At 45.9% G+C, this 23,357-nt stretch carries 17 protein-coding genes; 6 read left to right on the forward strand and 11 right to left on the reverse strand.

Annotated elements, in window-relative coordinates:
- Positions 1–16 precede the first annotated feature (16 nt).
- Entirely contained in the window at positions 17–1,330 is a 1,314-nt protein-coding gene (gene xylA / locus AB4Y93_RS10990) for a xylose isomerase (RefSeq protein WP_167279289.1), read from the reverse strand.
- 215 nt (positions 1,331–1,545) lie between these two features.
- On the opposite strand from xylA, the gene AB4Y93_RS10995 reads away from it, so the two are divergent.
- The gene (locus AB4Y93_RS10995) at positions 1,546–2,709 is read left to right on the forward strand and encodes an ROK family transcriptional regulator (RefSeq protein WP_441891796.1); all 1,164 of its coding nucleotides are present in this window, start codon (positions 1,546–1,548) and stop codon (positions 2,707–2,709) included.
- 42 nt (positions 2,710–2,751) lie between these two features.
- Here the strand turns inward: AB4Y93_RS10995 and AB4Y93_RS11000 are convergent, their stop codons facing one another.
- From AB4Y93_RS11000 to AB4Y93_RS11020, 5 genes are all read right to left on the reverse strand, one after another.
- The gene (locus AB4Y93_RS11000; RefSeq protein WP_441891798.1) at positions 2,752–3,576 is read right to left on the reverse strand and encodes a hypothetical protein; all 825 of its coding nucleotides are present in this window, start codon (positions 3,574–3,576) and stop codon (positions 2,752–2,754) included.
- Between the two features lie 162 nt (positions 3,577–3,738).
- Positions 3,739–9,432, reverse strand: a complete 5,694-nt coding sequence (locus AB4Y93_RS11005; RefSeq protein WP_441891800.1) for a hypothetical protein — start codon at positions 9,430–9,432, stop codon at positions 3,739–3,741.
- 818 nt (positions 9,433–10,250) lie between these two features.
- Complete coding sequence (locus tag AB4Y93_RS11010) at positions 10,251–11,456, reverse strand: S-layer homology domain-containing protein (RefSeq protein WP_441891802.1); 1,206 nt, start codon at positions 11,454–11,456, stop codon at positions 10,251–10,253.
- A 180-nt stretch (positions 11,457–11,636) separates the two neighbouring features.
- Positions 11,637–12,857 carry an MFS transporter gene (locus AB4Y93_RS11015; protein ID WP_441891804.1) on the reverse strand — a complete coding sequence of 407 codons (1,221 nt, stop codon included), beginning with the start codon at positions 12,855–12,857 and terminating at the stop codon, positions 11,637–11,639.
- A 27-nt stretch (positions 12,858–12,884) separates the two neighbouring features.
- On the reverse strand, positions 12,885–13,961 hold the full coding sequence (locus AB4Y93_RS11020; RefSeq protein ID WP_441891806.1) for a lactonase family protein: 1,077 nt from the start codon (positions 13,959–13,961) through the stop codon (positions 12,885–12,887).
- Positions 13,962–14,121: 160 nt separating this feature from the next.
- Here AB4Y93_RS11020 and AB4Y93_RS11025 point away from each other — a divergent pair, with 160 nt between their 5' ends.
- The gene (locus AB4Y93_RS11025) at positions 14,122–14,484 is read left to right on the forward strand and encodes a LytTR family transcriptional regulator DNA-binding domain-containing protein (RefSeq protein WP_441891808.1); all 363 of its coding nucleotides are present in this window, start codon (positions 14,122–14,124) and stop codon (positions 14,482–14,484) included.
- A gap of 110 nt (positions 14,485–14,594) precedes the next feature.
- A complete protein-coding gene (locus AB4Y93_RS11030; protein WP_441891810.1) occupies positions 14,595–15,599 on the forward strand; it encodes an aldose 1-epimerase in 1,005 nt (334 codons plus the stop codon).
- A gap of 59 nt (positions 15,600–15,658) precedes the next feature.
- On the opposite strand, the gene AB4Y93_RS11035 is transcribed toward AB4Y93_RS11030, so the two are convergent.
- The 4 genes from AB4Y93_RS11035 to AB4Y93_RS11050 form a co-directional block, all read right to left on the reverse strand.
- On the reverse strand, positions 15,659–16,312 hold the full coding sequence (locus AB4Y93_RS11035) for a suppressor of fused domain protein (protein ID WP_441891812.1): 654 nt from the start codon (positions 16,310–16,312) through the stop codon (positions 15,659–15,661).
- Positions 16,313–16,438: 126 nt separating this feature from the next.
- Positions 16,439–17,407, reverse strand: a complete 969-nt coding sequence (sbnB, locus tag AB4Y93_RS11040; RefSeq protein ID WP_441891814.1) for a 2,3-diaminopropionate biosynthesis protein SbnB — start codon at positions 17,405–17,407, stop codon at positions 16,439–16,441.
- Positions 17,404–18,408, reverse strand: coding sequence for a 2,3-diaminopropionate biosynthesis protein SbnA (gene sbnA, locus AB4Y93_RS11045; RefSeq protein WP_441891816.1), 1,005 nt, complete (start codon positions 18,406–18,408; stop codon positions 17,404–17,406). The genes sbnB and sbnA overlap by 4 nt, the downstream gene beginning before the upstream one ends.
- Entirely contained in the window at positions 18,405–19,667 is a 1,263-nt protein-coding gene (locus AB4Y93_RS11050; RefSeq protein ID WP_441891818.1) for an AMP-binding protein, read from the reverse strand. The genes sbnA and AB4Y93_RS11050 overlap by 4 nt, the downstream gene beginning before the upstream one ends.
- A gap of 155 nt (positions 19,668–19,822) precedes the next feature.
- On the opposite strand from AB4Y93_RS11050, the gene AB4Y93_RS11055 reads away from it, so the two are divergent.
- The 3 genes from AB4Y93_RS11055 (at position 19,823) to msrA (ending at position 22,246) form a co-directional block, all read left to right on the forward strand.
- Positions 19,823–20,572 (forward strand): YheC/YheD family protein, encoded by a 750-nt coding sequence (locus tag AB4Y93_RS11055; RefSeq protein ID WP_441891820.1) that lies wholly within the window; start codon positions 19,823–19,825, stop codon positions 20,570–20,572.
- 325 nt (positions 20,573–20,897) lie between these two features.
- A complete protein-coding gene (locus tag AB4Y93_RS11060; RefSeq protein ID WP_441891822.1) occupies positions 20,898–21,563 on the forward strand; it encodes an ABC transporter ATP-binding protein in 666 nt (221 codons plus the stop codon).
- Positions 21,564–21,724: 161 nt separating this feature from the next.
- The gene (gene msrA / locus AB4Y93_RS11065) at positions 21,725–22,246 is read left to right on the forward strand and encodes a peptide-methionine (S)-S-oxide reductase MsrA (protein WP_441891824.1); all 522 of its coding nucleotides are present in this window, start codon (positions 21,725–21,727) and stop codon (positions 22,244–22,246) included.
- A 43-nt stretch (positions 22,247–22,289) separates the two neighbouring features.
- On the opposite strand, the gene AB4Y93_RS11070 is transcribed toward msrA, so the two are convergent.
- Positions 22,290–23,294, reverse strand: a complete 1,005-nt coding sequence (locus AB4Y93_RS11070) for an NADPH:quinone oxidoreductase family protein (protein WP_441891826.1) — start codon at positions 23,292–23,294, stop codon at positions 22,290–22,292.
- Positions 23,295–23,357: the final 63 nt, after the last annotated feature.

The raw sequence follows: 23,357 nt of genomic DNA on the forward strand, positions 1-23,357 counted from the left end.
CGGTTATAATCAGCGATTAAACGCTGAAGATAACTTCGCTGAGCATCAGTCTCATGCGCTCTTGTTTGCCGGATTTGTTAACGATTGGGTTGTTTTGCATTGCGTAAGCTTCCAGGGAAGCCAGGGATGCTTTACCAGCAACAACTTCTGCGCCGATGCCGGATTTGAAACTGCTGTAACGATCCTCAACAATGTTGTCGAAGATTCTTTCTTCGATCAGCTTCGCAGCTGCTTTCAGACCCCAAGCGAAGGAATCCATACCAGCGATGTGAGCCAGGAACAGATCTTCTGCTTCGAACGAGCCACGACGTACTTTCGCGTCGAAGTTAACGCCGCCACGGCCGATGCCGCCAGCTTTCAGAACTTCAAACATAGTCAGTGTAGTCGAGTACAGGTCCGTTGGGAATTCATCTGTATCCCAGCCAAGAAGCAGGTCGCCTTGGTTCGCGTCAAGCGAGCCCAGCATGCCGTTGATTGCAGCTGTACGGATTTCGTGCTCGAAAGTATGACCAGCAAGTGTTGCATGGTTCGCTTCAAGGTTCAGCTTAAAGTAGTCTTTCAAGCCGTATTTTTGCAAGAATGCAATTGTTGTAGCGGAGTCGAAGTCGTATTGGTGTTTAGTTGGCTCTTTTGGCTTAGGCTCGATCAGGAATTGTGCATCGAAGCCGATTTCTTTCGAATAAGCGATAGCCATGTGGTACAGACGAGCCAGGTTATCAAGCTCGAAGCCCATATCTGTGTTCAGAAGGTTTTCATAACCTTCACGACCGCCCCAGAATACATAGTTTTCTGCGCCAAGTTCTTTCCCAACTTCAAGGCCTTTTTTCAATTGTGCACCAGCGTATGCATATACGTCAGCGTTACAAGTAGTACCTGCACCGTGAACATAACGCGGGTTCGAGAACATGTTAACTGTATTCCAAAGCAATTTCTTGCCGGATTGTTGTTGTTGGTCTTTCAGCATAGCAACGATTACGTCGAGGTTTTTGTTCGACTCTTGCAGTGTTGCACCTTCAGGAGCGATATCCACATCATGGAATGCATAGAACGGCGCGCCGATTTTGTCCAAGAATTCGAAGTTAGCTTCTACGCGTGCTTTCGAACGATCCAGACCATCGAATTTATCCCAACCACGGAACATTGTTGCATTACCAAACGGGTCAGTACCGTTAGCGTTAAAAGTATGCCAGTAAGCAACTGCGAAGCGAAGGTGCTCTTCCATCGTTTTGCCCATTACCACTTGGTTTGGATCATAGTGTTTGAATGCAAGCGGATTGTCGGAACCTTTACCTTCGAATTGGATCTTGCCGATATTAGCGAAATAAGTCATGAGATGAATATCCTCCTTTAAAATGTACGAGTATGAGTGCTCTTCTCGTTAGCTAAAATGTGTTTTGAAAACGCTCACCAATAATATAGCACCTGTAACTTAGTTTGTCTATTAAACAAACTAAGTTTTTATGTTAAAATATTTTTACAACAGCCACACTAGGCAAATTCTGATACAATAGGCTGAATGGACGACATGGACGGAGGCAATTGCAGTTGAAAGTGACTACGACAGGCGATTTGACACTTATCAAAAAAATAAACACTTCCATCGTGCTCGAGGCCGTGCTGAAAAATGCCCCTCTCTCACGGGCGCAAATTTCCGAGCTTACTGGGCTGAATAAAGCGACTGTCTCCAACTTGGTGCAAGATTTGATCGACAGTCATCTTATAATAGAGATTGGTCCTGGGGAATCAAGCGGCGGCCGCAAACCGGTTATGCTGCTGTTCAACGGACAAGCGGGTTATGCTGTAGGCATTGACCTCGGCGTTAACTATATTCGCGGTGTGCTTTCCGACCTTGAAGGCAATGTTATTGCGGAATTGCAGAAGAGCCTCAAGAAGCATCAGCTTGAGTTTACCCTTAAGGAACTCGTTCAATGTATTGAAGAACTAATTGGCAAGGCACCGGTAAGTCCGTATGGCATCGTCGGAATCGGCGTAGGTGTTCCTGGTATTGTTGATGATCAAGGCTCGATCTTGTTTGCTCCTAACCTGGAGTGGAAGCATGTTGAACTGCAGAAGCTGCTTGAGGAGCGGTTCCAGCTTCCAGTGACCATAGATAATGAAGCCAATGCTGGTGCGCAAGGCGAGCAAAAATACGGTATTGGCCGCGGCATCGCCCATCAAATCTATGTCAGCGTCGGGATTGGTATTGGTACAGGCATCATACTTAATAAAGAGTTATATAAAGGGGCGACTGGATTCTCCGGTGAGCTCGGACATTTGTCCATTGAATATAACGGTAAGCCTTGCCGCTGCGGGAATGAAGGCTGTTGGGAGCTGTATGCTTCCGAGAATGCCCTGCTCGAGCAGGCTGCTCCGCTTGGCTTTGATAATTTGGAGGACCTGCTTGAAGCAGCAGAAGCAGGCAACGAAGAGATTCGCGCCTTGTTCTATAAGATTGGTGAGTACATGGGTGCGGGCATTTCAAATATCGTCAACGTCTTTAACCCGGACGTTGTCATCATCGGCAACCGGATGAGCCGAGCGAAAACATGGCTGGAGGAAGCGGTTCAGACATCCGTCGCACGCCGGACTTTGCCTTATCACCGCGAGCGACTGAAGATTTTGTTCGCCGAGCTGCAGGATCAATCCGCTGTACGCGGTGCTGCGTATTATGCGATCAGCAAGTTTTTCACAAAAATAAAGAGTGGATAAAATAATGGCTGCCCCTGATTAGGGACAGCCATTATTTTATTATTAAACTTTATGATCTATGCAAAATACAATGTTTTTCGGTTTCAATACCTCAGTCAAATAAGTATACCCAGCAATTTCAGACGTTGTACCAACGAATGTTGTTCCTATGTATTCATCATAATAATAATACTTCACGATTGTTATATCATATTGATCGTAGTTAATCCCACCATAATAATCCCGCGAGTTGTATGCGGAGCCTTCTGGTGGACCTGTCCACGTGTCAGTTGCTGTGTAAGCTTTTGAAGCTGTCCCGCTTGCAGAAAGGTTTAAAGCGGCTTTAACAAGTTCTATAACATGACTATTATAAGTCCCTTTTATAGATAATGCGCCAGTAACAGAAACATTTTGTGATGGGCTGCTGCTTGAATGCCCTTTTGCAGCACTCACAATAAATTTTTGATTATCGATTGGTCCAACGCTGATAGCAACTGATGTCATTTTATCAATGGCATAGACTGTTTTTTTATAGACACGATGATCACCAGCACGTGAAGTCGATGTATCATCGTTACCTAAGTGTAACGGGTCAACAAATGATACTGTCGCATTCTGAGTAATCCCAGTATCAAATTCTTTGTAGCTAGTAATCTCTGATTCATCCAAGGCAATAGCACTCAGAGAAGCAGGTACTGCCTTCTCCTGTTCAACTGATGGAACGGTCTTTTGGAGTTTAATGGCAGGAACGTCTGCTAGATGAGTTTCAGCATGGATAGAGTCTAGATTCGTAGTTTGATCGGCTGTTGAAAAAACATTCGTCCCCAATAATAAGGCTGCGACGACAATTAGTACGATTAGGGGTATAGAAGCTTTCCATTTCTTCAAAAATCCTCAATCCTTCCAATATCGGTTTGCTCTCATAACATCACTAAATAATACCTTACTTCCATAATTTATAAAATCTATTATTGCTAATCTCGTTTATCCAAAAAAATAGACTCCGTTTTTATACGGAGTCTTGTCCAGATTGGCACAGCCATATTCCATTTACTTCAATCGATGCACGCTTACGATATCGTACACATTCCCTTCAATTTGTATCGTGACCGAATCCCGCTTCACAATGCCATTATTGTAGTAGGCAGTAAATTCAAAGGTTAACGGTCCTTTCACAAGCTCCTCGAAAGAAGCATCCCACAGTTCACCTTGCCAGCTCGTGCGGGAGGAGTTCGATGATGATAATGACTCAGAGTAAGTCTTCATCTTTACCTCTACTCTGTCAGCTTTTGTTGCGGTCCCCGTATTTGTCGTCACAGCGGATAGAATGAACTTTTCCCCTGCCCAGAATACGTTATAACCGCGAGGCGAGCCGCTTTGCTTTTTGTTAAATTCCTTCCTCTTATCATCCCATTGATCCGTATGCTTCACGTATCCTGTTAATCCAAGTTCGAGTACTTTGACTTTCTTCTCTGTTTGTACCATTACCATGCCATCGGTAACGGTGAGCTGCATCGTCCAATCCCCTGTTTCGGTCATACGATATGCCGGCCCCGTTGATGGATAAGGATACTTGAAGGAGTAAGAGAAGTTCTTTGTTACGCCACTTGGGCTAGTAAGTTTATACGCGATAGATAGATCATTGCCGTCGGGATCGTCTACTGCGGTTGTAAATGCGACCGTATCCCCTTCATAGACAGGCTTTGGAGACCAGTCAAAATCAGCTGTCGGCGGGCGGTTCGTCGTGAAATAAATGTATTGATACTGCCCCATATTACCGGCAATATCCCAATCTACAACCATCAGACGGTACTTGGCTCCAGCAATTAATCCACCTACTGAATAGCTGGTTGTCGAATTAGAAAGCGGAATACTGTATTCCACTGTTCCATTACCGTTCAAATCGATGTTGGTTGTTGAACCGTCATCATTAACCTTTTGCATGTAAAGGGCTCTTGTCGCATGCCCCGATGATGGATCTGCATCACGGAATGGATTAAAGCTGACTTTTACCGAAGTTGGTTTGATATCAAGCTGTTCATTGGTATCATCTGGCGGAACGGTATCTACAAAGAAATAGCCATTCTCGGAATAACTACCCCAAGCAAAGCTGTCATTCGCCCTTGCTCTCCAGTTATGAAGTCCTTCCTGCAGCGCTGATGATGTATAGGTTGTTGTGCTGATTGCACTGTTTGTATCTATAACAAGTTCGCTTGTCGCATTATAGAATACCTCATAATCCACTTTGGATACCGGCTGTCCATCTACATCAGTAACAGATACTTTCAGCAGCGGCTTGTTATTGTTCGTATAGATCGGCTCCGAAGCTTTCAGTCCGTTAAAGCTAAGCAGATGAGTCACTGGCGGTGTATTCAGGATGAAATACACGGTATTACTGTCATCCGACCAATAACCTTTCGAATACACGCGGCCCTGTACTTTTATTTTCCGCCCCTGCTGAATCCCTTCATCCAGAATAAAGGACGTATCATCACCTGGGTAAGTTCCTTCCATAATCGTTGTTCCATTGTCAACATAAGAAACTTTCAGGTAGAACTGTTCCTGCAGATCGTGGTCAACATCACTGTATGTCCATCGGATAGTTGGCTCGCTGCCAAGTAAAGTTGGAGCAGCTAATGTACCACTTGGATAAGTAATGACCATTTGCGGCCGATGTTGATTCGCTGGCGGGAGTGCATCTTTGTAAACTCGAGTTTCAACCCAATAGGACCACACCCCAAAACCATCCTGTACTTGCTCTTGAATGATCAATTCTACACCAGGGCGGCTGTAGAGCTCACGCTTGCCGGACGCCCAACTTGTTTCATCAGCCCATCTTGTCCGGAACGATCGATCAGCTAAGTAATCCGGAATATCCGGATCGAATGAGGTATCAAAAGTGGAGTAATCCAAGGTCTCTCCTTCCGGGTACACAATGCCCGTGAAACGAACATCTGGCTGCGCGATCGGCCGTCGATGCACATAAAGCTTTTTAGTCACTGGTTCAGACCATCCCTCATACTCATCCATCCCTGGATTGTCTTTTGCCTTAAAGGTAATGTTATAGAGACCCGGCTTATCCAGCATCGGAAGCTTGGTATCGAAGGATTTTCCATCAAATGCACTCAGTCCAAGTGAATTAGCGAAGTAATTCGGATCATGCTGGTAACTCCAATTTTCTAATGACTCCGGATCCTTCTCGATGTCGTCAAAGATAGCATCATACTTGATCTCTTCACCTACGAGAACGGATTCTTTAGTCTCTTCTATATAATAGTCACCGTAGTTTTTCACCTTAACATCACTAAACTTCGCCTGCTGCTGGCCAAGTGACATGATGCCTACGGAACCCTTGCTATAGGTGCTATCCGATATCTCGATTGCCTTAGCATGGTTGATGTAGACGCGCAGCGTTCCATTGGAAGCTTCAAGATCAAACGGATACGTTATAAATGGTGAGCGTTGGTAATCAATCGATTGAAGCATCGTTTTAGAACCTGCTACAATCTTATACAGAGTGAGCTTATCTTTGGTCCACTCCGCTGCATACATGTTCTTTCCGTCTTGTACGTGGATAGCTGCACCAACTGGCTTATCATTCACAGCATCGTTAACAGCAACGTTGAAGGAAAGACGATCGTTCTTAAGCTTTGTCGCCGGATCATACCAAAGTCCAGCCCAAGAGGAATCAACAACTTCAACGGTATTATCATCAATTACTTTCGGATAATCGCCGCTACCGCTCGCAGGTACAAAAGGAAATACATATTGGATTCCAGAAGCTTGTCCGGGTGCCGAAAAGCCATAGAACGATCCGTCTGGAAGTATGGATGTGTTTAATGTCGGATCTTTCTGAGCTGCACCAGGGAAAGTGTAGCCTTTATCTAAAATCTCGCTTTGATAGACCTTATTGCCATAATAGTTATTATAGCTATCTACCGGTGCTCTTCCTGCAGCTACTATACCTGCATATGGTTTATATGTAGCCGCTGAATAATCTGCATTAGCTCCATTAATAGGATAAGCGATTTTTCCGCTTGGCATTAGAAATGCTTTTGAATTCCCAATTCTATTTCCTCTTGTATTCTCAAAGGTGTACTTGGAGCTATTGTATTGAAAATACAAAGGGTTTAAGCCACTATCTAATTTGAAATCTCCATACTGGTAACGAACGGTAGAATAAAGTGTTCCATCTGGATAAATAACCGGTGTTGCTACTCCCCATGATTTTAAGGCAGTAAAACTATCACAGTAAGGGTAGTCTTCACATTGCCAGCTTTCAAATCCGGTAGAAGTTGGTGAGGAAACACTTGGATAGCCAATCCTCGTTAGTCCACCCGTTGTTTTATTCCAGGAGTATCCATAGATTCCTGTGCTCATATAAGTATCACTCGAATACATGGATGAAACGTATGCGCCAACGGTGAAATACAAATACTTGGTAGTCGGATTGATAGAAGTAGCTACGATATAAGAAGGGTCTGATTGACCACTAGTAAATGACCCATAGCCCATAACCCCTGTTTCGCCATTTACCGCCATCGCATACGTTTCGTAGCCATCATAAGTTGTATAGGTCCCCCAAGTGAGATATAAATCTCCATCTGAGTCTATAACCCCTTTATAGTTCTGCAATATTGTCGGGCTATATCTCATTTCGTTCGTTTTTACGTCCCACTTCACTGACTTATCCAGCATGGAATATTTCACAGCATGAACATTCCAGTATTCTTGAGTCATACCAACCCTAGCACGATAGGCCATATAGAAATTTTGCCCGTCATCCGAAATCTCAAAATACAACACGTAAGAAATACCTGTTGATATCGGTATGGTATAGCTGGCAGAGAGTTGACCATGATTGTTAATTTTCTTGAGCTCATAGGTTGTTGCTTTCGATGAGTCACCAACCCATGCACCATAATAAAAGTTCTCGTTTTTATCTGCACCTAAATAGGTTAAACCATTTACTTCAGACAAAGAAAATCTGCTAATTTCCGTACCATTTTTCGCATTGCGTTCTACCATGTCCACGCCTTCACGGGAATACAGGCGATGGCCAGCATAAATGTATGGGACAGCTGCAGCACCTGCTGGCAATCCCCAAACAGGCAGGTTGGTTAAATCGGCAGCTAATTCGTACTTCGAACGACTATTCGCCCCTAAACCCATATTCGGATACTTAATAAAGAAATCCGCCATCTTGGCATTCTTGGTTTGAAGTGCACCGCTATTCGTCTTCCAGCCGATAGGTTTATTCGTGTTGGTCGTGTATGGTTGAATCAACTTCCACGAACGCATAATCGATTCGCCGGTATAAGCCAAGTCTTCAGGTGCGCTGTCGTCGCCTTGATCTGGCTGCTGTGTAAGTCCAGAGACATCAAAGTCCACAAACGGTGCATAGTTACGTACATTCGTCGTTGCAATCTCAGATGTAGCCGATAATCCGTAATCCTCAGTTACGCTAGCTCGATATTGTCTCTTCCCTACACTTATATATGCGATGGGATAGGTATCCTTGAATGGTCCTGTATAAAGGATTGTCCAAGGCTCTTCCTCGTAGTTCCCATCATTATCATGATCATAACGCTCTTCAAGTTTCATACCAGCTAATGTATCGCCATCCACACTTTCAGCATCAATAAAGACCATAGATTCGTTGAAGCGATAAGTCTGCTCCGGAGCCATTATGCTTACTATTGGCGGCTGATCGGGAACAACCTCGAATAGATGATTTTCCCAATCACTCTCACGTCCTTGAGAATCAAAAACCTTGCCTTCAACGGAATAATCCCCAAGGTCAGTTGGTCCTTGCGTTGGCCAGCCTTCCGTATATCCAGGATTACTAACCTTCTTATATCGCATTTGATTTTTAGTAAAATCGATAGTTACCCCGCGATCTGCTAACGGCGTATAAGAGTTATAGAGATGGAAGATACTCGTAAAATCCCTTCCCTGAATAACCTTAGTTGGACCTGTTACCACTGCGACCGGCATTGGATCAAGAACCTGCAGCGAGGCTGTATCCCATCTTGTTTCTGTACCATTAGTAACCATTATTTTTGCTTGATAGAATCCTGGCTTATCGAATTTCACATTAAGATAACGATATTGGCTGGAATCCGTTATAACCTCTTGTAAGTTGCTAGAGAATGTCCATTCCATGGATGTATAACCATCAGAGTTATTATCTAGCGTGGATTGATCACCTGTAATGATGGTATTCGGTATAAACTCAACATCTGCGATTACAGGTGGTGCTGGTAGCGGAGTTGGTGTTCCACCTGGATCAGGAGTGGATGTTCCTTCTCTTATCACCGTTGTCGTACATTCAATTGGTTCTTCGGCTGTCGTGCCATCAGAGAAGTTTACCCGAGCACGCATAGCCCATGTTTCGGTATAGCTGTTGACCCCATCAAGTTTGGTCTTGGATATCGTAAAGCTAAACTTTTGCTCAATCTGGTCGACCCCATACCCTACCGTTGAAGTCGTGTATTGGCTACCATCATTAGCACGGCCATAAACCGTCCAGTTCTTAACGGTCTTCGTTCCTTTTCCTGCAAGTGAAGCCGTCATTGTTGCCGTCACAGAAATGTCTTTATCGTCAAACGTGATAGTGTCAGGTTCTGCCGAGCAATCGCAAGATACAGTCGGTTTAGTAGGTGCTGCTATTGGTTCGTATGTAACGCGGACTTCGCCTTGGTAGTAATAGGTACTCGCCGTCCATGTCAGAAGCGTATCCATACCATATTTTTTTCCTATTGCATTTCCGGAGCAACCAACGCAAGAATTATCTTCTAGCAGATTGGCGTTATCCTTTGTTGGTAAGACAGCAACAGTAAGTCCTTTACCGGACAATCCATCCCCTAATTTCAGAACCTTTACTGCTTTTGATAAAGGTGTTGCTTTGATTACTTTAAGTGATGATGAAATTAATGAACTGGGTGGTACCTTCTTAAAGTCTTTTGTAAAAAATTTATCTGGTGGATTGAATCCATTACTAACAGATTTTATTGACCCGTCGGTGCCCCTAATTTCGTCTTTAATTAGATTTCCTTGACTATCGTTACTTGGTAATTTGCCTGGGCAAACACTCAGGTTTCCATCCCAGCAAGGATCCCCTGATTTAGGGGTTACATAATAAGGACCTACTCCGTTACCTTCAATTATCCACTCTTTACCGTTTGATCTCCTATTAATTGCTGCATACATAGTGGATAAAGCATCTTGGGCTGTAACTGACAATTTCGTTCCACTCACCGTATTAACTGTTAATCTTGACCCCGACAGATTAAAATTACTAGCACGTTTTGTAAGGGTTAAATTCCCAGAACTGTCCGCAACTTGCATCCATAATTGGTATGAATTTTCTTTGACTTTATAACCAGCCGGAATATTTAAATTAACAACGACATCAGAAATGGTGCCATTTGAATTGAAATCCGAGTTGAAATTAATGGTTGTTGTTTTATTCACTAATTCGTTTACAGCTTGCACTACGGTCTGAAACGTAAACATATTCAGTAATACAGCAACAATCATTAAATGGGGAATATATTTTTTTAATACCATTTATCTTTCACGCCCGTTAAGTAAAATTGAGAAGCAGAACCAGATCCGACATTATATCTTTCGAGGTGGATTGGAAGTCCGCCATACTGTGCTATCTGTTGATTAATATATTTTTTAGGAACTAACGCGAAAATGTAATTGTGGGCTAATGAGTTAGGCTTATTGAATACGAACTCCTTATCATTTTTAAATAGACCTGTACGTTCAGATAATGTCCCGTCTCTATAGATATATTTATCTGCTAGCATGATATTGGCACCTGTATATTCATCAGTAAACATTGCAAAACTCTTAGTTACAATTTGCGTTGAATTATCTGTGACAAGATTCTTTCCAATTATTTTATAAGCGAATAAATAATTATCAGATGGCTTGGAGTTATCTGCAGGATAATACGTAGCACCCTTCAAATACTCCGCATAGTACCCCTTCGTATCCGCAGGATCTAGAATAATCAACTTATCAATCGTAACGTTATATTTTTTACTAATATCCACCGAATAAGGCAACTTCACCAAATCATTCTGATCAAACATGGTGATCATATTATGCCGGTGCCAAGCGATCTCCGCTGCGCTTGATGCCCCTTGGTCTACAGTCAGCGTGCCGCCATTCGTCAGCTTAAGAAGACGAGTTACCAACACAGCTGCTTCAGCACGAGTCGTAGTGCCCTCTGTATTGATCGTCTCCGCTTTTGTGCCAGAACGTGAAAGAATCCCCTTATTAACAGCACGGAACATTAGCTCCGCTGCACTTAGCTTTTTACTCCGATAATCTGTATACTCACCACGAACAGCGAGCTTTGCCATCTCATTACGTGTCGCTGGATTGTTGAGATTGCCCGGGTAATCACCTTCCATATATACGCCAGCTTTCGACAACGCCGTTTGGTAAGGTGCGTACCAGGTAGATCCGCCTGTTCCCACTTCGAGCTTAAATGTCAGAGCCATTACTTTTAACAACTCCGCCCGCGTAATCGTATTGTTCGGCTTATAAGTCCCATCCGAATAGCCGTTCAACACCCCTGCTTGAACCGCTGTTTCAATCGATGATTCTGCCCAATGGCCGCTTATATCCGAGAACGAAGGCTTGGCAGCAGCCTCAACACTTCCCCCTCTTCCGTTCAATCCTAATCCAACAACACTACCTGCCAAAACCACGCTAGCTAGTACTACTGATACCCAACCTCTTCTCACAATCTATCATCTCCTTCGCTAATTTAGGGCCTATTAACCTACCTTTTCCCCTCCGTATACACAAAATTGGATAGAAAAAAAGCACACAAAAAACCTGTAAGGCTTTTGGCGTGCTTCGCTCAAAAATTATTTCTATAATATCGTATTTTATCTTTTTCTGTCAAATGTTACCGATTACTATTATTCTCTTCGATCCTTCGGAAGTAGAATAGACAACAAGCCAATCAGCGGCAGGAAGCTGCTGGCAACCATCGTATCGATAATGCCATAATGATCGGCTGCGGTACCGAGTACAATGGAGCCAAGACCACCCATCCCGAAGGCAAGACCCGTAATTAGTCCGGATGCCATACCTACTTTACCCGGCAGAAGCTCCTGCGCATACACGACACTTACCGAGAAGCCCGACTGCAGAATAAACCCCAACACGAACGTAACCGGATATACCCAGCCTAGCGACACATGTGGCAGCAGCAGTGCGAATGGAGCCGATCCTGCGATTGAGAACAACATCATTCGCTTCCGACCGAATCGGTCAGACAGGATTCCACCGAAGAAGGTACCTAGTACGCCCGCCGCCATAAAGATAAAGAGCGGAACCTGAGCAGCTTTTATAGACAAGCCATACTTATCCTGCATGTAGAAGTTATAGAAGCTTCCGATCCCAGCCGAATACCACGAGCGTGCGAAGACGAGAACGAGCAGCAGGGTAAGGGCGAAAGCGATCACTTTGCTGTTATACGGTGATACCGCTGGCGCGGAGCCAGCCGCCTTTTTCTTAACGGGAGCACCATTCTGTGCAAGCTGTGCCCCGTACCATGGAACAACTCTCAGCAAGACGATAATGGCTGCAATAGCCAGGAAAGTACCTAATACAGCACCCTTCTGACCTAGCGGAACAAAGATATAAATCGTCATTAGCGGCGCAAGCGCCTGGCCGAAGTTACCACCAACCTGATAAATGGACTGCGCAAGTCCACGCCGCTCACCTGCTGCGAAGAACACAACCCGGGAACCTTCCGGATGGAAGACTGCTGAACCAAAGCCTACAAATACAACGGCGAGAAGCAGCATCCAGAAGCTTGGCGCATAAGCGAGCCCAGCCATGCCGACCAAACTGCAGGCCATTCCAACCGGAAGCATCCAAGGGGCGGGTTTTTTATCCGATAAGAATCCAACTGCGGGCTGCAGTACGGAGGACGTCATATTAAGCGTAAAAGCAATCCAGCCGATCTGGCCGAATTTTAGTCCAAGCGAATCTTCGAAAATCGGGAATAAAGCGGATACGACCGATTGCATCGCATCATTAAGTAAATGAACAGAGCTTATGGCAAAAAGAATAGAATATACCGTCCCCAGCTTGACGGCTGGAGAGATTTTCGCCGAATTGCTAACTGACATGAACAATTCCTTCTTTCTTGTGCCAAGCTACTCAGCAGTTCCTAGGCGAATACATACCGGGCTTGGCACTTCGAGTATCGTTCCTTCTGATTGTATAAGTCCCGTCTCCGGATCAACCTTAAACAATACGATATTATCTGTCTTCTGATTCGCAACGAGCAATTGTCCGCCGCCTGGAAGCACGGCAAAGTTACGAGGCGCGTCACCCTCGCAGGAAGCATTCTGAATAAGAGTCAAACCTCCGTCTGCCTGATCAATCGTAAACACAGCAATACTGTTATGACCACGGTTCGAGCTATACAAGAAACGACCTGATGGCGACAAATGAATATCCGCCGCATCATTGTAACCAGCGAAGCCTTCCGGCAATGCGGATACGGTCTGCACCGGAGTCAATTCGCCATTGTCCGATACATTCAGAAGTGTAATTGTGGAGTCCAATTCGTTCATCACATAGGCCGTGGACAAGCTTTGATGGAAGACGATATGGCGAGGTCCTGCTCCCCCATGCAGCTTGCATGAGCTTTGCAGTGCCAGCTTCGTTCCTTCTTCGATTTTAAACGTATGAATCAAGTCCGTTCCAAGATCGTTCATATACACATAGCCGCCGTTTACAACGATAGCATGTGCATGAGGTGCATCCTGGCGCGCAGTATTACTGCCAAGAGGAGCTTCCTCACGGACAATAGACGTTGCAGAAGCAATCGTACCATCCTCATTTATTGGGAGAAGTGATGCGTTGCCGCCTGAATAGTTGGCAACAAGCACAGCCTTATTCCCTTCATCAACCGTTATGTAACAAGGGTCTGCGCCATGCGATAGCTGGCGGTTCAACTCCGTCAGTGTCCCATTGCCCTGTTCAATAGCAAAAGATACGACCGAGCCGCCGATTTCAGCACCTGTACGGCCGGTTTCACTAACCGCATACAAATGAAGGCCAGATGGATCTACCGCCAAAAAAGAGGCATTTTCCACTCCGGTAACTTGCTGCTTTACCGTGATTTCTCCCTTATCTCCGTCAAATGCACAGACGAGGATCGTAGGCTCTGATACTGCTCCGTAAGAGCCAATATAAATCGTTCTATTATGAGATGCGCCCATCATTGAACACCCTTTCCGATATAGAGTACAGTAAAGTGAACATAGCACATGCGAACACTCGGATCAACGATTTTTAAAAAATGTCTTTTCATCCATGAATAGGCGTGGTATAATGTAAGCGCTATCAAAATCAGTAGTTCACATTTCTTGAGGGGGAATCGGAATGATGAATACTACGCTGAGCGGCCGAAATGTTTATGAGGATTTCGAACTGGAGTCAGACGTGCTTTACTTTAAACTTGGGACACTTGGTTTAGTAAGCTTCCATGGCAGAAACTACAACATAAAGAAGAGAATGACTGCCGAACAGATCGAGCAGCTAACAGCTAATAGCAGTTTCTACCCGGTGAATACGAATTGCTACATTAATATCGGCAAGATCAAGTCCATTGCTGGCGGCATCGTTTATTTCGGCTCGGAATATTCCGAATCGAAGCAGGTACCGGTCCCTAGAAGAAAACAATACGTGCTTCAGCAGCTCTTCACGCAACGCACCATTAATAACGAGCTGCGCATTACGCCATAAGCTTGGCCTGTATAGACAACCGCCGCGTTTCCACCTGGGAATGCGGCGGTTGTCTGTTCTAGTTCATCCTGTTATTCTAATGGAAGATTGATTATAAGGAGGCAATAACTTTGACTACGCAAGGAAAAGCATTCGAGCAAGTGTATAAAGGCGAGCCAGCGGTATGGCTGCAATGGGGTTCTTATGAAGCTGCTGTGCTTCCTGAAGTTGGTGCGAATCTAATCGCTTTCCGTGACACAAGCAAAGGTTATCATATTCTTCGCGAGCCGGCGGAGCAAGAGATGGAAGCTTTTAAAGCTAACCCAGGTATTCATGGTATCCCGGTGCTGTTCCCGCCTAACCGATATGAAGATGGCCGATTCGAGTTTAACGGCAGAACATACAACTTCCCAATTAACGAGCCAAAAACAGGCAACCACCTGCATGGCTTTGCCCATACGGCAATCTGGAACGTTGAAGATTATGGCGTAAACAAGACAGAAAGCTATGTAACACTAGCGCTGTCGGTTGACGAGAAGCATCCGATTTTCGAATTCCTGCCTCATGTCTTTACCCTTCGTCTTCGTTATGCCCTGAATGATACAGGCCTTCTTCAACATATTTCCGTACATAATGAAGGACAAGATGCAATGCCTTGTATGGTCGCTTTCCATACTGCAGTTAATGCACCGTTCGCTCCAGAGAGCACACCGGAAGACTGCTCCTTCACCCTGACAATCGGCAACCGCTGGGAAATGAGCGAGCGCATGCTGCCTACCGGCAAGTTCCTTCCTTTGTCTGAGGGTGAAAAAGCGATCCAATCCGCTGGCGTACCAACTTATTGGGAGGCTATGGATAATCATTATACAGCTGAGCCGCGTAATGGCCGTAACCAAATGGTTCTGACTGACTCCCGCGAGCAAGTGTCACTCGTATACGATGTTGGAACAGCCTTTAAACAATGGATGGTATGGAACAACAATGCGACAAAAGGCTTCTTCTGCCCTGAGCCGCAGCTGAACCTGGTTAATGCACCAAACGTGGACCTTCCTGCTGACGAGATTGGCCTTGTAAGCTTGGAGCCGGGCGGCATCTGGGAGAACTCGAGCCGCTTCTACTTGAGAGCAGCGAAGTAAAGAAATTCAAATAAAGAAGCCTAGGCAAAGTTTTTGCGCCTAGGCTTCTTTATTTGAAACTAGAACAATCCAAATACTTTCTTACAAGCATTTTTACGGTTTAATTGAACGACTTTGTCTGTACTTATCTTATAAATCTTTTCGAGCAACGCCTCCACACCATGCTTCAGCTTATAGTCCATTTCCTCTTGATAAATCGGCATGAGCGTAAAGAAATGAACAACCTTATCCTCTTCAAGCTGCAGGTTGAAGAACTCCCTAATCTGCTCTACTTCAGGAATGGCAAGCAGCATGCCTTGGTACTTCACATCCGAACTATAAGGCTTAGGCGGATGTTCATTGGCAAGAGTATGCCCCAAGTGCAGCCAAGTGTTATGTTCATGCGGGAATCTTGCTAATTTTTTTAATTCACGAACTGGCCAGTAATTTCGATCATCTTTAAAATCCGCTTCAGAAATTTTCCAAGTTGATGGCAGTGAAATCATTATTTCTGCATAATGATACTCCTCTGCTCCTTCCGGTACTGTCATCGCCTTTTCACTCATCCCGCAAGTAACCAATGTATAATAATTTCGGCTACTTGTTGGAGCAGCAATAATAATATCGATAGATAGATCATCCGATACTAATTCCTTGAATACACCATGGATTGGACCTATGTATTTTTCTACGTGATTATATACTTTTTCAAAATGTTCTGTTGAGCGAGCCACTTGAACGCCTCCATAAGAGTTATTTTTACACGTCTACCAATATTTTCTTCGGCATTCGTGAGTCTTGTCATAATAGTTGAAAAGAAAAAAGCACCAGGTGTATAACAACACCTAGTGCTTGCCCTGTTACTCTAATCTCTTCCCAACCCCGAGACGAACAGCGGCATCAGCGTAATGCGCCGCTACCGCAACATCAAATACGGCCAGCCCCATTGGAGTGAACAACGTTGGTCCATCTGCCCGAATCACCTGCTCCAGCGGAAGGGCAATGGCTTCCGACAACGTCATCGTATCCGTTTCCTGTAAACCAGCAGACAGATGCAGCCTCTCTGTATCCGTATCCGCACGGCATACCTCTTCCCAGTTGTCGACAATGATGGTTCCTACATTACTCAGTGCTTCTAAATGATAATCACGCAGCGATACATGCATAAGAATTGTGCCTGGCGCTGCAGCTTCATCAATATAACGTTCCGGTGCTGCAGTACAAGTGAACACAACATCGGCACCACGATAAGCATCCTGCCAAGTGGCTCCCTTCTCGACCGGAATCGTCACCGGTACACCATTCAACCATTCTTCTACTTCTATGTCACGCCGGTCAAAAGCCACAATCCGGCTAATCCGGCTGCTCAGCAAGCCATTCAGCATATGAACATGCATGCGGCCAATCGGTCCCATGCCAATCACAGCAACACGAAGAGGCTTCTCCCCTCCAGAGACCAGCTTGCGCAGCAAAGCGCCGCTGACTGCTGCCGTGCGAATAGCACTAATGAGGCTGCCTTGAACTAACGCTGTGGGAACTCCGGTATCTGGATCGTTCAGCACGGTGACACTATTCGCCCGCGGCAGCCCAATCTCAATGTTCCCGGGAAAGCTGGCGATCCATTTCAAGCCTGCAGCACGTACAGGACGGCTGACATAAGCCGGCATGGCGATAATTCGGTTACGCTCATTGCCATACTTCAGATAAGGTTTGATCGGCTGTGCACATTCCTCCGCTGCAAAGGCTGCAGAAGCTTCTTCAATCACTCGAGCGAGTTCAGCCCAGTTAATTCCGATAAGCTCCAAATCCCGCTCATTCAAATAGATCATTCTTCGATCGCTCCTCCTTGCTTATGCAGATCGGCCGTAAGGGCATTGCCGAACAATTGCGACACCCATGTGTCGTCATATACGGTATTCAAGTATCTTTCTCCCCTGTCCGGCAACAGCACAGCACAGGTTGAACCGGGCTCGATATAGGGACTGTATTTTTCCACCGCCCTGATGACGCCGCCTGAGGAACCACCCGCAAGGATCGACTCCATACGGACCAGCTTCCGGCAGCCGGCGATACAATCTCGGTCATTCACTTTAACAATTTCATAAATGCCTTCATCCGGACAAAGCCCTGGCTTGATCCCAGCTCCGAGCCCTGGCAGCATGCGGGTAATCTTACCTTTCTCCCCGCCGAAAATAATACTGCCCTCCGCATCCACTGCAATCACTTTCGTCTTAAGTCCATTTAACCGGATATAGTCTACGCAGCCACGAATCGTTCCGCATGTACTTACACCGCAAAACAAATAATCCAGATGAGGAAGATCAGCTGCCATCTCCGCCATCGTCGTCTGCTGGTGGGATAATGCGTTATTCTTATTGCTATACTGATTCGGCCAGAATGCATCCGGCAGCCGCTTCAGCCAGCGGCGAACACGGGCAAGCCTCGCAGGAACAAATTCTCCTGTTTCCGGGTCAGGCTTCTTGACCAAATCAATTCTTGCCCCATAAGCGCGAAGCACCCGCAAGTTCGCTTCCGTCGTCTTGGGATCAACCACACAAATAAACGTAAAACCCATCGTATTGCACAATTGAGCAAGCCCTACTGCCAAATTGCCTGAACTGGATTCTACGATGACGGAGCCCGGTTTGATTCGTCCTTCCTCGAAGGCTGCCAGAAGCATCGCTTTAGCAGGACGATCTTTCACACTGCCTCCTGGGTTATGCATCTCCAGCTTCGCATAGACGTCGAAATGGGCATGTTCAAACAGCCTTCCCAGCTTCACCATAGGGGTATTGCCAATCATCGCGGCTATATTATTGTAAACGGTCATTGCCCATCACTTCTTTGGCTTGCTTGCTGCACAAACAGCTTCTTCTGCTTAATCGRCTTTTTACCTGTTCCCTCCGATGATGGATGATCGGTATCATTGCTAAGGAATACAACATCCATCTGCTCAAGGAGTCCACCGCGGATCATCGCTCCAATTGCAGGTATCGTACTATGCAGTTCGTCACGGATCGCCTTTCTCACTGCTTCATTAATGACTTCAACAGTCGTAATCATTACCTGCAGTTTATTTCCGATTACGAGAACCTTAACGACTGCTTGCTGAACATGTTGAAAGATCGCATTCTCAATATCATAAATACTGATTTTCTCCCCGTGCTTCAGCTCAGGTCCAACCCGCTTCACGATAGCCTCGAAGGTTGTGATCAACTTACCATCCTGCTCCTCGGTCCGCAAATCCCTGACCACATCATAAGTGACGAATCGAAGTGCCGGGAACCGCCGCCGTACAAGTGACGTGAGGACAAGTAGCTGCTCGCCATCAGGAAGTTCAACATCGGGCAGTCCCACTTCTGCAGGTGTAACCCCTTCTGCTATAACGCCGTCCATCACGACGTAACGTTCAATTGTCCGATCGTAATAAGCAATCGTCCCGATCTCAATGCTGCCGAGCGTATCCATTACATCATGCTCCATAATCCCAAGCCTCTCCGCAACCCGCTGCCTCCAAGCAGGTGGTGCCGGTTCCCCAACCAGGATCACGCATTGCAGCCCCCACTTGAAATCTGGCGGAGCGACGCGAAGCATTCCGTCCAGAAGCGAAGGCATTGTATACAGCACATCCGGCTGGTACTCGGCAATGCGCAGCAAATGAGCCGCCGCCGGCAGTCCGAATGGAACAGATTCACATGCAAGGCCAATCTCTTCAAAAATTTGCACAGCCGTAGCCTCTGCATGACCTGTCCCCATATCACTCAGCGCCCGAGACACGTTGTAGCCTTTCAGAAGTTCCGCAAACATCTCTATTTTATACTGAATATAAGCTTCTTCATCTATCGCATCATAGTAGATTGCCTTACGTTTATTGCCGCTTGTACCTGATGTTCGATACACATTCCAGTCCTGAGGGACAGCCTGCTCATCACTCTCGTAATAGGGAAGCAGACGTTCCTGCGTCAGTAGCGGAATATCTCCCCAATCCATCGTCTCTCGATCTCCCGTGATAGATTTGTACCAAGGATAAAGCTGTCTCACTTCCTCCCACTTGGCTTGAAGAGAGAGATTATTCATAGAAATAGGCATGAAGCATCCTCCATTTCAGTCGATCACTATCCCTCCATCGTATGCGCCCCAATACGGAATCGCCCCGTATAAGGCCCACTCGTACTAGAAAGGGCAAGCATATGTTATTTCTGTAAGACTACCATGTCAGGAAGACGGAGGAAGATAGTGTCCCTATGAAAAAAAGAAGAGGCGTCTATAACAAATGGGCAAAAACCGTTGTGCTTAATAAAAAAGCGTCAACCCGAAGTCATGTTCCGCATACACTCCTATTCAGTCAATACTCCTTGAGAAAAATGCTTCAGCTCTATCAAATGGTATATGTAAAACCGAATAAAGGCTCCCATGGCGTGGGTGTTATGCGTGTCGAATCTAATAACGGCTCCTATTCCTATCAGATAGGTGCAAAAAGAAGAAGCAATCTGAGCTGGGCAAAATTAACAGCTTCCTTGAAACGTAAAATTGATAACAAAACTTACCTCGTTCAACGAGGCATCCATCTGTCGAGATACAAAAACCGGATTTATGACCTGCGTGTTGTGCTGCAATTGAACGAAAGCCACAATTGGCAAATCACCGGCATGGTTGCTAGGGTTGCTAAGCCAGGTATGGCTGTAACGAACGGTGCGCAAGGCGCTGATACTCATACCTTTGAATCCGTCATATCCGCTCAGGGCGGCGCCGAGTTGGTTGAAAGGCTGAAAGCGGAGTTCCACAGCGTATGTATCGATTGTGCGCATCTGCTCTATGCCAAGTATCCTTACCTTAATGAACTTGGATTTGATATTGCACTTGATCATCAGATGCATCCTTGGATTCTCGAAGTGAATACGACCCCTGAGGCTACTCCTTTCCGCAAACTTGCGAATAAATCGATGTACAATCGAATAATCCGATTGCGCAGGCTGAATGCCCGCAGATCTTAATGTAAACAAGCTGAAAAGAGCAGAAAACCAAGCGAAAACAGCTGCGCCCATCCCTAGGAGGAGCAGCTTACGTTTCGCGGGTGAAATATAAGCCCCGTATAGGGAAAACTTATACACTTTCTGATATTTTGAACAAGCTGTTTGAATAGCCTCTATAGTAGGTCAATGCTTACGAAGTAAGAATTGAGTCGTGCGTCAATTCTTAAGCTAATGCTTACGTAGTAAGAATTGACGCCAAAAACATGCGCCAATTCTTTAAGCCAATGCTTACGAAGTAAGAATTGACGCCAAAAACATGCGCCAATTCTTTTTAGGGGGGATCAAGATGGCCATCGTTCAAATGGAGCAAATTACGAAGCATTACCGAATGGGCGGGCAGCGTTATACGGCCTTGCAGCATATTTCTCTGGAAGTTGCTGAAGGGGAGTTTGTTGCCATTCAAGGACCGTCCGGCTCCGGTAAATCAACGCTCATGAATATCATGGGCTGCCTGGACACTGCTGACAGTGGTACTTACATGCTGGAGGGCAAACGGGTATCGGCGTTGAGCGATAATCAACTGGCGGATGTACGTAATAAACGGATTGGATTTATTTTTCAAAACTATAACCTGATACCAAGTTTAACGGCTTATGATAATGTCGAGCTGCCGCTTATTTATAGGGGAGTTTCGGCCAATACGCGAAAAAAGGCAGTGCTGGAGACGCTCGAATCGGTTGGACTCAGCGGACATATGAACCACCGCCCGGCAGAATTGTCTGGAGGACAGCAGCAACGGGTTGCTATTGCGAGAGCGCTTGCAACGAATCCATCGATTCTGCTCGCAGATGAACCCACGGGGGCGCTCGATTCACATACGGGAAAAGAAATAATGGCTCTGCTTGCCAAACTTCATGCGGAAGGCCGCACCATCATTCTCATTACTCATGACCAAACGGTGGCCGCCTGCGCAGACCGTATCCTTTATATTCGAGACGGCGCTATCGCATAGTCAATCAATTAATAAGCCCCATTGCACTCCATTTTACACGGGAGGCAATCGGGCTTATTTGCGTTTACATAGCGGTAAATTGACTTCTTTCGCTCGGCAAGTTACTTTTAGAGGAACGATGATTCATGTAAGCAAGTCGCAATAAGAGAGGGTTAGGTAAGATGCAATTACAGCAAGCCACATTTGCCGGAGGCTGCTTCTGGTGTATGGTTACACCATTCGAGGAGCTCCCAGGGATTCATGGAATTATTTCCGGTTATATGGGAGGCCATGTAACGGATCCAGCCTATGAGGAAGTGAAAAAAGGAACGACTGGTCATCTTGAGGTCGTACAAATTACGTTTGATCCAGCGTTGTTCCCCTATGAACGCCTGCTGGAGCTATTCTGGCCTCAGATTGATCCAACCGATGCAGAGGGACAATTCCAGGATCGCGGAAGCCAATATCGCACCGCTGTCTTTTATCATAATGAAGAGCAGCATGAGCAGGCACTTGCTTCCAAGCAAGTGTTGGAGCAGTCCGGCCGCTTCGATAAGCCGATTGTGACAGAGATCCGTGCAGCCGAAACGTTCTATCCGGCAGAAGAGTATCATCAGGATTTCCATAAGAAAAACCCGAAGCATTATAAGGAAGACCGCGCGCAATCTGGACGTGATGAGTTTATCGAACAGAATTGGAAATAAAAAAAGGGGCAGCTCATGAATTTCATGAGCATGCCCCTTCTTCCTATACTTCCCCGATCTTCACAATGGTTCTGCCTCTAACCTGTCCTTGCAAAATGCTGGATAGTTCTTCTGGCAGCTGCTCCAGCGTAATTTCGTTAACGATTGTTGAGCTTAACATCGTTGGCTTCAGATCCGTCCCAAGCCGTTCCCATACACGCCGGCGAAGCTCCATTGGGCACTCAACCGAATCAATGCCAAGCCAGTTCACGCCTCTAAGAATAAACGGATAGACGGAAGTCTCTACCTCAATACCTCCAGTTAATCCGCTAGTTGCAACCGATCCGCCATATTGAAGAGTGCTGAGTAAATATTGAAGCGTTTTGCCGCCTACAGGATCAACCGCCGCTGCCCATAAGGGACGACGAATAGGCTTGCGCTCCGATGATTCTGTCAGCTCTTCCCGATGAATAACATGCGCGGCACCAAGCTCCTTCAAATAAGCTTCTTCGCTAAGCCGCCCCGTGCTTGCCGTTACCTCGTAACCACGTCCCGCGAGAATGTTCACGGCCACACTGCCTACTCCCCCGCTTGCGCCAGCAACAACAACCGGACCTTTATCCGGTGTCAGCCCATTGTCTTCAAGCCGCTGAACAGATAATGCTGCTGTGAAGCCAGCTGTGCCAAGAATCATTGCTTCACGAAGTGTCAGCCCCTCCGGCAAAGGAACAACCCAGCTGGCAGGAACGCGAGCTAGCTCACTGTACCCGCCATAATGTGAGACGCCAACGCCATAGCTCGTTACAATGACGGAATCGCCCGACTTATAACGAGGGTCGCTTGATTCAACTACGGTACCCGATAGATCGATTCCCGGAATATGCGGGTAGCTTTTCACCATTCTCCCTAGTATCGCTACCATTCCGTCTTTATAGTTAACACTGGAGTAAGCTACTCGAACGGTAACTTCCCCTTCCGGCAAATCTGCTGTTGTGAGACTCTTAATGGTAAGCTCTGGCTGTTGTCCTTCTCCATTGTTATCTGCTACTAAAGCACGAAAGTTATCCACCCTTGTATCCACTCCTTTGATTCGTTTCCTCTTTCTATTTTATCGCAAAGGAAAGAGGAGAGC

Origin of the sequence: Paenibacillus sp. YAF4_2 (assembly GCF_052113225.1) — a bacterium.
Taxonomy (GTDB): Bacteria; Bacillota; Bacilli; order Paenibacillales; family Paenibacillaceae; genus Pristimantibacillus.